This is a genomic window from Methylobacterium sp. (genome assembly GCF_019750675.1).
Lineage (GTDB): Bacteria > Pseudomonadota > Alphaproteobacteria > Rhizobiales > Beijerinckiaceae > Methylobacterium.
This window is the reverse complement of sequence record NZ_JAIEOF010000357.1, coordinates 1-13,347: the sequence shown is the minus strand read 5'-3', so window position 1 is coordinate 13,347 and position 13,347 is coordinate 1. Positions and strand designations below refer to the sequence as shown.

Genomic DNA, 13,347 nt, shown 5'->3' with positions numbered 1-13,347 from the left:
GTGAGCCCCATGAAAGCCCTCGAAGGCGTCAAGATCCTCGACTTCACCCACGTCCAGTCCGGCCCGACCTGCACGCAGTTGCTGGCCTGGTTCGGCGCCGACGTGATCAAGGTCGAGCGCCCCGGCGTGGGCGACGCCACGCGCCAGCAGCTACAAGACATTCCCGACGTGGACAGCCTCTATTTCACGATGCTGAACCACAACAAGCGCTCGATCACCCTCGACACCAAGAACCCCAAGGGCATCGAGGTGCTCTGGCGCCTGATCGACACCTGCGACGTACTCGTGGAGAACTTCGCCCCCGGCGCGCTCGCCCGCATGGGTCTGACCTGGGAGGCGATCCACGCCGCCAATCCGCGCATGATTCTCGCATCCGTGAAGGGGTTCGGCCCCGGCGCCTACGAGAATTGCAAGGTCTACGAGAACGTGGCGCAGTGCGTCGGCGGAGCGGCCTCCACCACGGGGTTCCGGACCGACATCCCGATGGTGACGGGCGCGCAGATCGGCGATTCCGGCACCGGGCTCCACCTCGCGCTCGGCATCGTGACCGCCCTCTATCACCGGACGCAGACGGGCCTCGGCCAGCGCGTCGACTGCGCGATGCAGGACGGGGTACTCAACCTCTGCCGGGTGAAGCTGCGCGACCAGCAGCGCCTGGAGCGCGGGCCTCTGCCGGAATACAGCCAGTTCGGGGAAGGAATTCCCTTCGGGGATTCGGTGCCCCGTGCCGGAAACGATTCCGGGGGCGGCCAGCCCGGGCGCATCCTGAAGTGCAAGGGCTGGGAGACCGACCCCAACGCCTACATCTACTTCATCACGCAAGGGGCGGTCTGGCCGCAGATCTGCGACGTCATCGGCGAACCCGCCTGGGCGACGCATCCCGACTACGCCACGCCGAAGGCTCGCCTGCCGCACCTGAACGAGATCTTCACCCGCATCGAATCCTGGACGATGTCGAAGACCAAGTTCGAGGCGATGGAGATCCTCAACGCGCTGCACGTGCCCTGCGGACCGATCCTCTCCATGAAGGAGATCGCGGAGGACGAATCCCTGCGCCGGTCCGGCACGGTCGTGGAGGTCGATCACCCGACGCGGGGCAAGTACCTCACGGTGGGCAATCCCATCCGGCTCTCGGGCAGCGAGACCGAGATCACGCGCTCGCCGCTGCTGGGCGAGCACACGGACGAGATCCTGCGCGCGGTGCTCGGCTACTCCGACGCCGAGTGCCTCAAGATTTCAGAGTCCGGCGCCATCGGCGCCGTTCAGAAGATCGCAGCCGAATAGGAGTCCCGCCCCTTCCAATCCTGGTCTTCTCTCCAGACTGGCGCGGCATCGATCCCCTCGATGACGCGCCATTTTTTCGCGCTGGCGGAGGTGTCCCGGCTCAGGCGATTCCGGCGAAGCGGCCGTTGACGCTGCCGAGCACGACATCGTTGCGGCCCTCGACCTTCCCGGTGTCGCGGGACATCCAGTCAGCGACCTTGACGACGAGCACGACCTGAAGGGCGATCAGGCAGAGCGTCGAGACGATGATGGATGCGAGCACGGTGGGCCTCCTCAGTGCATGTTGCACCGCAGGTGTGCCATGGTGCGCCGCAAATAGATATACCACATCCCAGATGTCAGCTTTGCCGTGAAAGCATGACTGCCGGGCTGGCGGACGGCCCCCAGGCTCCCAGCGTCCGGGCTTCGGCGACCGACAGGACCTCGCCGTCGTCCTGGATCGTGCCGGCCGCCGGCGGCACGCGCAGGTCGGTGAGGAGGCGCCGGATCGCGCCGCCATCCACCGCCTCCGGGGCCAGGCTCGCCAGGCGCCCGCGCTCAAGGCGGGCGAGGACCCGCCCGGTCTGGTGATCGGCAAACCGGATCGTCGTCATCCGCCGGATACAGTCGCGCAGGAAGCGCATGTCCACCGCCGCGCGGGACGGCACCCCGGCATAGACCGCCCCGGGCTCGCGCGCCTGGATGTTGATCGCCCGGTAGCGGTCGATGTCGAGAAGGTATCCGGCGTCGAGGATGTTCATGCAGCCGTTGGTGCCGAATGCGATGGTGCGCGGCCGTTCGCCCTCGGCCACGCTGTTGTCCAGGAACTCGAAATGCACCGCCTTGTCGGCGCGCAGCGCCCAGGTGAAGAACAGGCGCGGCATGCCCGTATAGGCCTCGACGTTGTGGGCCAGGAGGTCCTCCACCGCCTTGTAGCGGCCGAATTGCTGGCCCCGCTTCCAGGCCCGCTCCACGGTGGCGTCCGGCGGCGTCACCATGAACTGCATGTAGACCTGCTGGCCGAAGCGGGTGAGGAGCTGGCTGCCCGTCTCGGTGCCGGGATTGACCGCGAAGCTGTCGAAGCGGAAGCGGTCGATGAGGAGGTGGGAGATGCGTCCCGCATCGGCCTTGCGGGCCATGTAGCCGTCGAGCTTGCGGTCGACGATCTCGACCTCGTGTCCGGTGAGCGGCCCGGCATAGCGCCACGCCGCGCCGAGGCCGTCGTAATCGAGCAGGAACTTGCGCCAGACATCCGGCGTGATCAGGGCGAAGTCCGACCAGCGCAGGCCGAGAGCCTCGGTCAGCGCGCGCTGGTGGGGCCGGATCGTGCTCTTGCCGGAGGCGGAGGAGCCCTTCACGTTCATGATGACCGGCGCGGCCTGGGGGTCGAGGCGGACGAACCCCTCGCGCGCCACCACCGTCTCCAGCCACGGCTCGATGCGCTCGCCGAGGGAAAGGCTGCCATGGCCGTTCGAGACCAGGGTCACGGCGAGCGTCCGCAGGAGCGCCGGATCGCGGATGAGGAAGCCGCGCCGCCCGACGACGGACGCGACGACGCCGCGCAGGGCCGCGCAGGCCGCCATCGCCAGGGGATCGCCCGACGCGGCGGCGCGGTCCTGCCATTCCGCGAGATGCGCCTCGGCCCGCGCCTCGGGGTCGGCCGGGGGCCGGGGGCTGGCCGGCTTACGGGTACGGAACAGGCCGGCCCAGCCGGCGCGGCGCGGCGGCGGGGCCGGCGCGCGGCCCGAGCCCAGCATCGCGGTGATCTCGGCCTCCAACAGGGCGTCCGCCCGGGCGCGGATCCCGGCCAGATGCGCGTCGATCGTGTCGGCATGCGACGCGATCCCGCCGCGCAGGAGCGCCGACACGATGGCGCGGAAGTTCACCCCGAGATCGCCGTAGGTCTCGCCCATCGGCACGGAGAAGTCCGCCATCACGCGGATCAGAACCTCGTGGACCACGAGCCGCCGGGCCCGGAACCGGACCAGCGACGTCAGCGGCAAGCCGCTGACGTCGCTCATCTCGAAGGCGTCGGCGAGGGTCGTCTCGACATGCTCGGGCCGGAACACCGTGGCGAGCGGCAGGACGGCGCGCGGCAGGCTCGACTCGATGCCGGGATTCCAGGGACCGTAGGCGTGATGCGACGGTGCATCAGGCTGCGCCGCGATGGGCTCTGGAGCGCGCGCGCGGGCAGGCATCGCCATCGCTCCTCACGTCACCGCGCCGCGCCGCGCGGGGCACGCGGACGCGCGAGCCCGACGATCAGGCGGCCTGTTCGTCGATCGCCTCGAGGCGAAGCTGGTACTGGTCGTCCCAGAGTTCGGCGGCCTTCTGGTACCAGGCCGCATCGAAGAACACCCTGGCGCAGAACTCGCTCGTCCAGATGCAGACCGCGATCAGGCGGCCGTCCACCACCTTGACGTGGCGGCTGATGAGGCCGCCCGTGATCCCCGTCGACGGGCACATGTCGATGCTCGTCATCCCGTAGCTGTTCTCGCCGCTGAAGATCACGGGGCAGTCGAGGATCGCCAGATAACGCATCAGTCCCGTTCCTTGCCTGTCCCGGACCCGCCGGCGGAGCGGCAGCGGCCGCAGGGACCATCGTGTGGAATGGCGCCGAACCGCGCCAAGCAAAATTTGTATTCAAAAGCCAAGAGCGTCAAGATCGCTGCCCGGCCAAAAGTATTTGCAGAGCACAAATCGAGGATTGCACTGCAGGATTTGGGCGCGCGGCTTTGCAGGACTGCGCGCATGACGATGACCGGCCCCGTACAATCACGCCGTGCAGGCGGTCAGGCCGCGGCGGCACGATCCGCCGAGGCGGCCACGCAATCCCAGATGCTCTGGACCGAGTGCAGGCAGAGGCCGTCCATGATCGCGATGTGATTGGTCTTGTGGGTGCAGAAGGCCTCGAGACGGTCGGCGGGGGTGGTCCGCACGTCCACTGAAACGAAATCCTGTGTCGTCAGCATCCAGACGAGGTGGTCGAGCACGTCGAGACCGCGCTCGGCCATCGCCTTGAAGATCTCACGCTCCGTCAGGATTCCGATGAAGGCCCCCCGGTCGTCGCTCGGTCCTTCCACGACGACGAGGGCGTCGACGTCCGGGTCCGACAGGATCTTGATGGCCTCACGTACCGAACGATCCATGCGGATGTAGCGCGCACGGGGGGCGGTACTGCAAGCCTCGTGGCGAGCATTCATGGCGCGGCTCCTCCGAACCCGCGAATTCTTGTTGCGCGAATGCTGGTATACAGAATTTCAGATGTCAACGGAGGGTCTGAATTATCCTGCCGCAATCGGAGACAGGAGACCGATTTTGTCCGGGGGGAAGCGCTGAGGCCCGTCCTCCCCCTCCCTTGCAATGATAAATTTTGCAGTTCCGCATTTGGTTTCAATGCTGCGATGCAGCGTCACCTGTCTCACCTTTCGGCTTCGCGAGGTCGCTGAGCGCGGTGGCGCGATCGTCCGTCAGCGTTCGCAAGGCGTTAGCGTACGCACAGCGGGCTCAGCCTCTATCCTTCAGTGCCGGCGCGAGGATGTTGGACTGGCGCTTTCTTCTACTTCGGCGATCCATGCCGGAGCTTCTGCAACGCGCTCTGGTCTTCATCAGGACAGCGCCTTGCTGCGATGCGGGATCGATTTCCGGGATTAATACTCTTGACGATCGTCACGGCGCGAGTGAGGCTGGTATTCCACATACCAAGACATCGATCCACGATGTCGACCCTAGGCGTCGACGTACGGCGCCAGCGCAAGCCGACGATATGCGCGGCGAGCACGGCCTTACCCGCGACAGACGGTCGAAGAACCGGTCGCGCTTCGTTCCAGCCAGAACCTACCGGAGGAAAGCATGTCCATGGCGGAAACCACGATCAAACCTGTGTCCGACGGCTATCGATGGGGACAGCTCGTCATCGGCGTCATCTGCATGGTCATGATCGCCAACCTGCAATACGGCTGGACGTTCTTCGTCCCCGACATCCAGAAGAAGTTCGGTTTCGACCGCGCCGCGATCCAGTGGGCCTTCACCTTGTTCGTGCTGTTCGAGACCTGGCTGGTTCCGGTCGAAGGCTGGTTCGTGGACAAGTACGGCCCGCGCGTGGTGGTGCTGTTCGGCGGCCTGCTCTGCGGCATCGGCTGGGTGATCAACTCCTACGCCACCTCGCTGAACATGTTCTATCTCGGCCAGGTCATCGCCGGCATCGGCGCGGGCGCGGTCTACGGCACCTGCGTGGGCTCGGCCCTCAAGTGGTTCCCGGACAAGCGGGGTCTGGCCGCCGGCATCATCGCGGCCGGCTTCGGTGCCGGCTCGGCGCTGACCGTCGCGCCGATCCAGTGGATGATCGCCGACCACGGTTTCCAGGCCGCGTTCTTCAACTTCGGCATCGGCCAGGGCCTCGTGGTCTGCGCTCTTGCCTTCTTCTTCACCTCGCCGAAGAAGGGCCAGGTTCCGGAGGTCGTCGCCAACGCCAACATCATCCAGACCCGGCGCAACTACACCCCCGGTGAGGTCGCCCGCCAGCCGATCTTCTGGCTGATGTACTTCATGTTCGTCATCGTCGGCGCCGGCGGCCTGATGATCACCGCCAACCTCAAGCCCATCGCCTCCGACATCGGCGTCGACAAGGTTCCCGTCACGATCATGGGCATCACCATGGTGGCGATCACCTTCGCGGCCACGATCGACCGGGTGCTCAACGGCCTGACGCGGCCCTTCTTCGGCTGGGTCTCGGACAAGATCGGCCGCGAGAACACCATGTTCATCGCCTTCGCGATGGAAGGCTTCGGCATCTACATGCTCTACCTCTGGGGCCACGACCCGCTGTGGTTCGTGCTGCTCTCGGGCTTCGTGTTCTTCGCCTGGGGCGAGATCTACTCCCTCTTCCCCTCGACCTGCACGGACACCTTCGGCACCAAGTTCGCCGCCACCAATGCGGGCCTGCTCTACACCGCCAAGGGCACGGCGGCCCTCCTAGTGCCGGTGGCGAACTACCTTCAGCAGGCGACCAACAGCTGGGACGGCGTGTTCCTGGTGGCCGCCGGCGCCAACGTCCTCGCCTCGCTGCTCGCCATCGCGGTGCTGAAGCCCTGGCGCAAGCGGGTGGTGGCCCAGGCGCTGGCCGTCTCCGACGAGGCGAAGCCGGCCCCCCGGGTGGTCACGGCCTGATCCCGACGCCGAGCGACCGAACATGAATGAGCGCGGGGGCCGGACGGAGACGTCCCGGCCCCCGCGCCCGTTCCAGCCCCGCGTTTTCCCCGCAGGAGTTACCCGATGCCGCCGACCTGGCGCCCGATGCACACCGCCCCGCAGGCCGTCGCGCGGATCTGGCTGAACCACCTGACCCTGGGGCCGATTCTGGCCGAGGGCCGGCCCGGCCGCTGGTACGCCCCGAGCGCGGCGCGCCAAGTCTGGCGCTGGTACCGGCCGGCCGAGCCAGACGCCCTGGAGCCCTTCGACGGCTGGTTGCCCTACGAGGCCCTCGCGGCGGGCATCGCAGCCCCGGCGACCGACCCGGACCTGACGGGACGGCACGTCCCAGGTCCGCCGGTACACCAGTCCCACGCAGTATCGAGCCGCTGACGGGCGGAAATCGCGGCCCGGCTCCTCGCACGCCGAGGCCTTGCGGACCCGGTGTCGATCCCGCACGAGCCCAAGAGTGATACGTTTTCCGGGTAATGGCTTCGGTCGGCCTGAGCACGACGCGCTCCCTCTCCTGGAAGGAGAGGGTTGGGGTGAGGTGTGGTCCACATCCGGAAAGGTCACACACCTCACCCTGTCCCTCTCCTTTCAGGAGAGGGGACCCGCGCCAGAACCCGAACGATTCAGCCGGAAATCGTATGATTTGTCACCGCGCTCCGCGCGACCAGGGCGGGACGGCGATCTGCATGGGGATCCCGGCACCGCAGGATCATCACCGGCCCCGCGACCTTGCCGAGCCGATCCATGGCTTTGCGTCCGCGAGGATGATCGCGGCCTTCGGAGTTAGGCGGGCGTGGAGGCGGGCGGCATCCGTATGGGGTGAGCGGAGGACCCGGGCCCCGCAGCAGGGCGCGGCCGTAAGGCAAGGCCCTGCGACCGCCCGGGATGGACCGTGTTCGCCGGGCCCTGACCGTGAGCCGTGGCGCCTTTCGCGCTCACGCCACCGGCTGGATCTGCGCGCTGCGCTCGCCGACCGGATGAATGCCGGATGCCGCCCCGGAGGGGACGTGGCGCTCGGCGGCGTCGGCCAGGAGTTCCGCCACGAGATCGGTCTGCGAGACGATGCCGACGAGGCGGTCGTCGGGACCGACCACCGGCAGGTGGTGCAGGCCGGCATCCGACATCCAGAGCACGAGGTCTGAGATCGGCGTGTCCGGCCGCGCCGTCACCACGGGCGCGGTCATGATGTCCTCGACGCAGCCATGTGGTGCGCGGCCCCGGGTCAACGTCAGGCGGAGGCGGCGGCGCGGGCCGAGGCGCGGGCCCGACAGATCCCAGCGCGTCTTGTCGAGGAGATCCGTCTGCGTGACGATGCCCAGCACCCGGGCGCCCTCGTCAGTCACCGGCAGGGCCTTGATGTGGTGCCGGCGCAGGGTGTCGAGGGCCTCGTGCAGGGGCGCCTCGGGGCCGATGGCGATGACGTCGCGGGACATGATCTCGCCGCAGGTCGCCTGCCCCGAGCGGCGGCGATAGGCGTGGATCTGCGCCTGGAGGATGATCGCCTCGAGGTCGCTCCGGCGCACGTCGAGGACCTGGTCGTAGTCCTTGAGCACGGCGTCGAGGTCGGAGGCGATGATGCCGGCCCGTGCCGAGGGCAGCGGGTCCTCCGTGCCGTGGCCGGCGGCCGCCTTCGGGAGCACGTGGGGGTAGGCGCGCCCCGTGAGGTTGTTGAACAGGAGCGCCACGGCGAGCAGCAGGAGAGAGTTGGCCGCCACCGGCCAGAGGGCGAAGCCGTAGCCGAGCTCGCGGATCGGCGCGCCGCCGAGCACCGCCGTCAGCGCCACGGCGCCGCTCGGCGGATGCAGGCAGCGCAGGGCCATCATCAGCGCGATCGCGACGCTGATCGCCAGGGCTGCGGCGACGTAGGGGTTCTGCACGAGGAGGGCGGCGCTGACGCCCACGAAGGCCGCCACGGCATTGCCGCCGACGATGGACCAGGGCTGCGCCAGCGGGCTCGCCGGCACCGCGAAGAGCAGCACCGCCGAGGCGCCCATCGGGGCGATCAGGATCGGCAAGGTCGAGCCCGAGCCGACGGCGGCCTGGCTGATCAGCCCGGTGGCCAGGATGCCCACGAGGGCGCCGCCGGCCGCGCGCAGGCGCTCGCGCAGGCTCAAAGGGGCGGCTTCGGGGATCAGGCTGCGGAGAGACAATCGCATCGGCGGTACGACCTCATGGGGAAGACCGGGTTCCGCCATGCCGCACTGCGGAGGCCACCGGCAAGCCCGGAGCCGCGCAGGCGCACCGAAGTGCCAGGCCCGGTCAAGCGCCAAACGCGGACGGCGCGCCTCGCGGCGCGCCGTCCCGTCGCCCTGCGGCCCCCACCGGGAGGGCCGCCATCCGTCCTCAGACGGCGCGGGCCTGGTGCAGGTGCTCGATCTGCTGCTGGGTGTAGCCGAGGTCGAGCAGGACCTCGTCGGTGTGCTCGCCGAGGAGTGGCGAGGCCTTCACCTCGACCGTCATGTCCGAGAACTTGATCGGGCTTCCCACGGTCAGGTACGAGCCGAGCTTCGGATGGGGCACCTCGACCACGGTGCCGCTGGCGCGCAGGGACGGATCGTTGGCGATCTCCTTCATCGACAGCACCGGCGAGCACGGGATGTCGAACTTGCGCAGGATGTCGACGGCCTCGAACTTGGTCTTGTCGGCGAGCCAGGCCTCGATCGTGCCGAAGATGTCCATGATCTTGTCCTGGCGGGCGCGCGCCGTGCTGTAGGCCGGGTCGTTCTCCCATTCCGGCTTGCCGATCGCCTTGCAGATCGGGGCCCAGGCATGGCCCTGGATGGTGAAGTAGATGTAGGCGTTCGGGTCGGTCTCCCAGCCCTTGCACTTCAGCACCCAGCCCGGCTGGCCGCCGCCGCCCGCGTTGCCGCCGCGCGGCACTACGTCCGAGAACTCGCCGTGCGGGTACTGCGGGTATTCCTCGAGGTAGCCCAGCGCATCGAGGCGCTGCTGGTCGCGCAGCTTAACGCGGCAGAGGTTGAGCACCGAATCCTGCATCGAGACGGCGACCTTCTGGCCCTTGCCGCTCTTGTTCTTCTGGTGCAGCGCCGTGAGGATGCCGATGGCCAGGTGCATGCCGGTGTTGGAATCGCCGAGGGCGGCGGCGCTGACGGTGGGCGGACCGTCCCAGAAGCCGGTGGTGGAGGCGGCACCGCCCGCGCACTGGGCCACGTTCTCGTAGACCTTCAGGTCCTCGTAGTGGTGGCCGTCCGAGAAGCCCTTCACCGAGGCCAGGATCATGCCCGGGTTGAGTTCCTGGATGCGCGACCAGGAGAAGCCCATGCGGTCGAGAGCGCCGGGGCCGAAGTTCTCGACCATGACGTCGGACTGCTTGATAAGGTTCTCGAGGACTTCCTTGCCCTCGGGGGTCTTGGTGTCGAGGGTCAGCGAACGCTTGTTCGAGTTGAGCATCGTGAAATAGAGCGCGTCGGCATCCTCCACGTGGCGCAGCTGCGTGCGCGTCACGTCACCGGCCCCGGGGCGCTCCACCTTGATCACGTCGGCGCCGAACCAGGCCAGCAGCTGCGTGCAGGCCGGGCCGGCCTGGACGTGGGTGAAGTCGATGATCTTGATACCCTCGAGCGGCTTGCTCATCGTGGCGTTCTCCCTGTCGATTGAGACGATGGTCTTGGGGTCGGCTTCTTGGGTCGGAAGGTTGGCCCGGTCGGCCCGGGTTCTGAATTGGCCGCGCACCCCTCGCGGGATGTCCCGGCATCGGTCCGGCGCGCCGCCCTCAGGCGACGCGGGATTCGAGGTCGGCCAAACGGCGGCGCAGGTCGCGCTCATCGTTCCAGCGCTGGGTCTCGTCGCGGATGATCGCGGCGATGCCGGTGACTTGGTCGTCGGGGCCGTGCAGCATCGCCACGGTGAAGGCGATGGAGAGGGCGTGACCGTCCTTGTGGATGGCCGGCACCCGCAGGACGTCTGCGCCGTACTTGGTCACACCGGTCTTCATGGTCTTGGCGTAACCGTCCCAGTGGCGCTTGCGCTGGCGCTCCGGGGTGATGAGGTCGAGGGACCGGCCGATGGCTTCTTCCGCCGTGTAGCCGAAGATGCGGGTGGCGGCCGGATTCCACACCGTGATTGCCCCATCGGGATCGGACACCACGACGGCGTCCCCGGCGGCCGCGACCAGTGCGGCGAAGTCGATGCCCTGCGCCATGGTCACGCCGTGGGCCGCCGGCCTCGCGATTCGCATCGTCGCGTCGGGATGCTTGGGCTTCGTGGCATCGGACACTCCTCCGTTCTCCGCCGGACTAAGGGCCCGTACGGTGGCGTTGCGAGGACTTCGCTCCGGAGGCGCCGGCTTCGTGAGGCCTTGCTTTTTCAGCGCTTCCGTCGTTGGTATTTGGTATGCCAACGATCCCGGGGTGTCAACCGAGCCCACCCGTGCCGATCGCCGGTTTCGCCGGCGCCGCGGTTACGACAACGCCCGATTGTCAATTTCCGCGGGGAAGCAGGGGCGGACACGGAACGTTCCCGGACGGGGGCGCCGAGAAAAAGACCGCCGAGGGAGAGACGCCATGGGCCCGGATCCGAGCATCACGATCACGCAGATCGAGGGCTACAAGTTCGCGGTCGATTTCGGGAGCGTCCTGCCGCAGCTCCTTGTCGACGAGGCCGTGCCGATCGGCGACGGCGCGGGTCCGTTCCCCGAGCAGCTCCTCGTCACCGCCGTGGCCAACTGCCTGTGCGCCAGCTTCGTCTTCGCGCTGGCCAAGTTCAAGCAGGAGGCCGGCGGCATCCGGGCCGAGGCCCACTGCGCGGTGACCCGCAACGCCGAGAACCGCCTGCGCATCACCGGCATCACGGTCTCGATCTCGCTGGCCGCGCACGCCGAGGCCGTCCCGCGCATCGACCGGGTGCTGGAGCAGTTCCAGCGCTTCTGCACCGTCTCCGAGAGCGTCCAGGCCGGTATTCCCGTCGCCGTCACCGTCCGGGACGGCGCCGGCACGCTGCTGGGCTGAGGGCCCCATCACCCGATCATCAGGAGGACACGCCATGACGGAAACAGCAAAGACGACATCCGCGAACGATCGCTCCCTGGCCGAGACGCCGGAGGACCTCGCCCGCCTGTTCAACGAACGCGCCAATGCAGGCGACGTGGAGGGCTTGGTGGCGCTCTACGAGCCCGGCGCGGTGCTGGCCGCCGGCAAGGTGGTGGCCACGGGCCAGGCCGAGATCCGCGCCTTCTACACCGACCTCCTCGGCCGCCGCTCCGACTTCCCCGCCGCCGAGACCCTGCCGGCGATCGTGAATGGCGATCTCGCCATGACCTTCGCGCGCCTGCCCAACGGCACGATCTCGGCCGAGACCGCCCGGCGCCAGAGCCAAGGCGGCTGGCTCTGGCTGATCGACCAGCTCAAGATCAAGCCCACGACCGCAGAGAAGGCCGGCTGACACCCTCCCATAGGTCGGTGGGGCGATCCCCACCGCACGGGCGCGCGTCGGAGCGCGGCCCCCCACCCGAAGGGTTTTCCCGCATGATCGACCCCCACCTCGCCGGGCGGCTCGCCTTCGCGCACCGGCTGCCCACGCAGCCTCCCCTGCCCCCGGGACTCCATGCCCTCGGGCTGTTTGCCGAGCGCGACGCCATGCTGGTGGTGCCGGCGGGCATCGATCCGCGCCGGCCGACGCCGCTGGTCGTGCTCTTCCACGGGGGCGGCGGCAGCGCGGAAAAGATCCTGCCGATGCTGCGCGCCCACGCGGAAGCGCGCGGCTTCCTGCTGCTCGCTCCCCAATCCGTATTCCCCACCTGGGACCTCGTGATCGGCGGCCATGGCCCCGACCGCGAGCGCGTCGACCTGGCCCTCGCCGCGGTCGGCACCCGCTTTCTCCTCGATCCCGGCCACCTCGCCTTCGCGGGACACTCGGACGGCGGCAGCTACACCCTGTCCCTGGGGCTCGCGAACGGTCACGTCGTGACCCACCTCCTCGTCTCCTCGGCGGGCTTCCTCTCCGTCCACCTGCAATCGGGCGCGCCGCGCATCTTCCTCTCGCACGGCACCCGCGACGAACAGATCCCCATCGACCGCAGCGCCCGGGTCCACGTCGCGAAGCTGCGGGAAGCCGGCTACGACGTCACCGCCGTCGAGTATGACGGGCCGCACGCCTACGACCCGGCGGTCGTGGCGCAGGGGGTCGCCTTCTGCCTGGCGGACGAGGCCTGAAGCGCGGAGCCTGACCGGCGGGACGGGCGCGGCTGGTCGCGGATCAGTCAATGCTCTAGCTACATCTCCAGTCAGGTATTGGAGAACGTCATGCGCGGTTCGACGCGGTTGCTTTGCGGAGGCGCGCTGTCCGCGGCCTCGATGCTCCTCGGGATCGGGAGCGCTTCGGCCGATTGCGTGCGGCACGTCTACAACCGCTCGCCCCTGGTGCTGGTCGCCTCCCAGGACGGCGGCCCCGCCATCACGCTTCGGCCCGGTACCTCCCGGACGATCCGGCTCGCGCGCCCCGGAACCCTGACGCTTTCCGGCTACTGCGCGCCGCGCGGCCTCTACGGCGACCCGGCCGCCTTCGGCCCGCCCGTGGTGCAGGAATCCTTCGGCTACCAGGCGGTGCTGGATCGCTGCTACTTCGAGTTCGGGCACGACTTCTACGCCAACGAACTCGGGCGCGGCTTCCTGCCCTATGACGGGACCAAGCCCTTCACGCTGAACAATCCGAAGCCGGGCGACGTCGTGCTCTACACGGATCGGGCGGCCTGCCTCCCGGCACGCTGACCGCCGACCGGCGCGCGCTCGGGAGCGGCGCCCGCCGCCGATCCCTTCACCCGCGCGTCGAAATCGACCGTCGCCGATAAACGTCGGCATCACGGAGCCGGAGGGCGTTCTTTAACGAAACCCCTCCGAACACGGTAAATAAATCACCAATAGATCG

General features: G+C 68.5%; 14 protein-coding genes. 7 read left to right on the top strand and 7 right to left on the bottom strand.

The genetic code is table 11. The features are described 5' to 3' along the window. Positions 1–9: 9 nt before the first annotated feature. Positions 10–1,284, top strand: coding sequence for a formyl-CoA transferase (gene frc / locus K2X24_RS18255; protein WP_292499809.1), 1,275 nt, complete (start codon positions 10–12; stop codon positions 1,282–1,284). A 100-nt stretch (positions 1,285–1,384) separates the two neighbouring features. Here the strand turns inward: frc (K2X24_RS18255) and K2X24_RS18250 are convergent, their stop codons facing one another. From K2X24_RS18250 to K2X24_RS18235, 4 genes are all read right to left on the bottom strand, one after another. Next, positions 1,385–1,546, bottom strand: a complete 162-nt coding sequence (locus K2X24_RS18250) for a hypothetical protein (protein WP_238281280.1) — start codon at positions 1,544–1,546, stop codon at positions 1,385–1,387. A gap of 76 nt (positions 1,547–1,622) precedes the next feature. Next, entirely contained in the window at positions 1,623–3,461 is a 1,839-nt protein-coding gene (locus K2X24_RS18245; RefSeq protein ID WP_292499807.1) for a hypothetical protein, read from the bottom strand. A 64-nt stretch (positions 3,462–3,525) separates the two neighbouring features. Beyond that, complete coding sequence (locus tag K2X24_RS18240) at positions 3,526–3,804, bottom strand: hypothetical protein (protein ID WP_292499805.1); 279 nt, start codon at positions 3,802–3,804, stop codon at positions 3,526–3,528. A 251-nt stretch (positions 3,805–4,055) separates the two neighbouring features. Next, the gene (locus K2X24_RS18235) at positions 4,056–4,466 is read right to left on the bottom strand and encodes a CBS domain-containing protein (RefSeq protein ID WP_292499804.1); all 411 of its coding nucleotides are present in this window, start codon (positions 4,464–4,466) and stop codon (positions 4,056–4,058) included. A gap of 655 nt (positions 4,467–5,121) precedes the next feature. Between K2X24_RS18235 and oxlT the strand changes: the two genes are divergently transcribed. Next, positions 5,122–6,432 (top strand): oxalate/formate MFS antiporter, encoded by a 1,311-nt coding sequence (gene oxlT / locus K2X24_RS18230; RefSeq protein WP_292499802.1) that lies wholly within the window; start codon positions 5,122–5,124, stop codon positions 6,430–6,432. A 105-nt stretch (positions 6,433–6,537) separates the two neighbouring features. Further along, positions 6,538–6,846 carry a hypothetical protein gene (locus tag K2X24_RS18225; RefSeq protein ID WP_292499801.1) on the top strand — a complete coding sequence of 103 codons (309 nt, stop codon included), beginning with the start codon at positions 6,538–6,540 and terminating at the stop codon, positions 6,844–6,846. A 554-nt stretch (positions 6,847–7,400) separates the two neighbouring features. Here the strand turns inward: K2X24_RS18225 and K2X24_RS18220 are convergent. The 3 genes from K2X24_RS18220 to K2X24_RS18210 form a co-directional block, all read right to left on the bottom strand. Beyond that, entirely contained in the window at positions 7,401–8,621 is a 1,221-nt protein-coding gene (locus tag K2X24_RS18220; RefSeq protein ID WP_292499799.1) for an HPP family protein, read from the bottom strand. A 187-nt stretch (positions 8,622–8,808) separates the two neighbouring features. Then, positions 8,809–10,059 (bottom strand): formyl-CoA transferase, encoded by a 1,251-nt coding sequence (frc, locus tag K2X24_RS18215; protein ID WP_292499798.1) that lies wholly within the window; start codon positions 10,057–10,059, stop codon positions 8,809–8,811. Between the two features lie 139 nt (positions 10,060–10,198). After that, complete coding sequence (locus K2X24_RS18210; RefSeq protein ID WP_292499840.1) at positions 10,199–10,633, bottom strand: PAS domain-containing protein; 435 nt, start codon at positions 10,631–10,633, stop codon at positions 10,199–10,201. A 355-nt stretch (positions 10,634–10,988) separates the two neighbouring features. Here K2X24_RS18210 and K2X24_RS18205 point away from each other — a divergent pair, with 355 nt between their 5' ends. The 4 genes from K2X24_RS18205 (at position 10,989) to K2X24_RS18190 (ending at position 13,190) form a co-directional block, all read left to right on the top strand. Then, entirely contained in the window at positions 10,989–11,432 is a 444-nt protein-coding gene (locus tag K2X24_RS18205; RefSeq protein ID WP_292499796.1) for an OsmC family protein, read from the top strand. A gap of 34 nt (positions 11,433–11,466) precedes the next feature. After that, positions 11,467–11,865 carry a nuclear transport factor 2 family protein gene (locus K2X24_RS18200; protein WP_292499794.1) on the top strand — a complete coding sequence of 133 codons (399 nt, stop codon included), beginning with the start codon at positions 11,467–11,469 and terminating at the stop codon, positions 11,863–11,865. Between the two features lie 83 nt (positions 11,866–11,948). Next, a complete protein-coding gene (locus K2X24_RS18195; RefSeq protein WP_292499793.1) occupies positions 11,949–12,635 on the top strand; it encodes an esterase in 687 nt (228 codons plus the stop codon). A gap of 90 nt (positions 12,636–12,725) precedes the next feature. Next, positions 12,726–13,190: a hypothetical protein gene (locus tag K2X24_RS18190; RefSeq protein ID WP_292499791.1), complete on the top strand. Its 465-nt coding sequence runs from the start codon at positions 12,726–12,728 to the stop codon at positions 13,188–13,190. The last annotated feature ends 157 nt before the right edge of the window (positions 13,191–13,347 follow it).

Bases quoted from the DNA above. Each gene is read 5' to 3' on its own strand.
- frc (WP_292499809.1), top strand. From the start codon at position 10: ATGAAAGCCCTCGAAGGCGTCAAGATCCTCGACTTCACCCACGTCCAG.
- K2X24_RS18245 (WP_292499807.1), bottom strand. From the start codon at position 3,461: ATGCCTGCCCGCGCGCGCGCTCCAGAGCCCATCGCGGCGCAGCCTGAT.
- K2X24_RS18240 (WP_292499805.1), bottom strand. From the start codon at position 3,804: ATGCGTTATCTGGCGATCCTCGACTGCCCCGTGATCTTCAGCGGCGAG.
- K2X24_RS18235 (WP_292499804.1), bottom strand. From the start codon at position 4,466: ATGAATGCTCGCCACGAGGCTTGCAGTACCGCCCCCCGTGCGCGCTAC.
- oxlT (WP_292499802.1), top strand. From the start codon at position 5,122: ATGGCGGAAACCACGATCAAACCTGTGTCCGACGGCTATCGATGGGGA.
- K2X24_RS18225 (WP_292499801.1), top strand. From the start codon at position 6,538: ATGCCGCCGACCTGGCGCCCGATGCACACCGCCCCGCAGGCCGTCGCG.
- K2X24_RS18220 (WP_292499799.1), bottom strand. From the start codon at position 8,621: ATGCGATTGTCTCTCCGCAGCCTGATCCCCGAAGCCGCCCCTTTGAGC.
- frc (WP_292499798.1), bottom strand. From the start codon at position 10,059: ATGAGCAAGCCGCTCGAGGGTATCAAGATCATCGACTTCACCCACGTC.
- K2X24_RS18205 (WP_292499796.1), top strand. From the start codon at position 10,989: ATGGGCCCGGATCCGAGCATCACGATCACGCAGATCGAGGGCTACAAG.
- K2X24_RS18200 (WP_292499794.1), top strand. From the start codon at position 11,467: ATGACGGAAACAGCAAAGACGACATCCGCGAACGATCGCTCCCTGGCC.
- K2X24_RS18195 (WP_292499793.1), top strand. From the start codon at position 11,949: ATGATCGACCCCCACCTCGCCGGGCGGCTCGCCTTCGCGCACCGGCTG.
- K2X24_RS18190 (WP_292499791.1), top strand. From the start codon at position 12,726: ATGCGCGGTTCGACGCGGTTGCTTTGCGGAGGCGCGCTGTCCGCGGCC.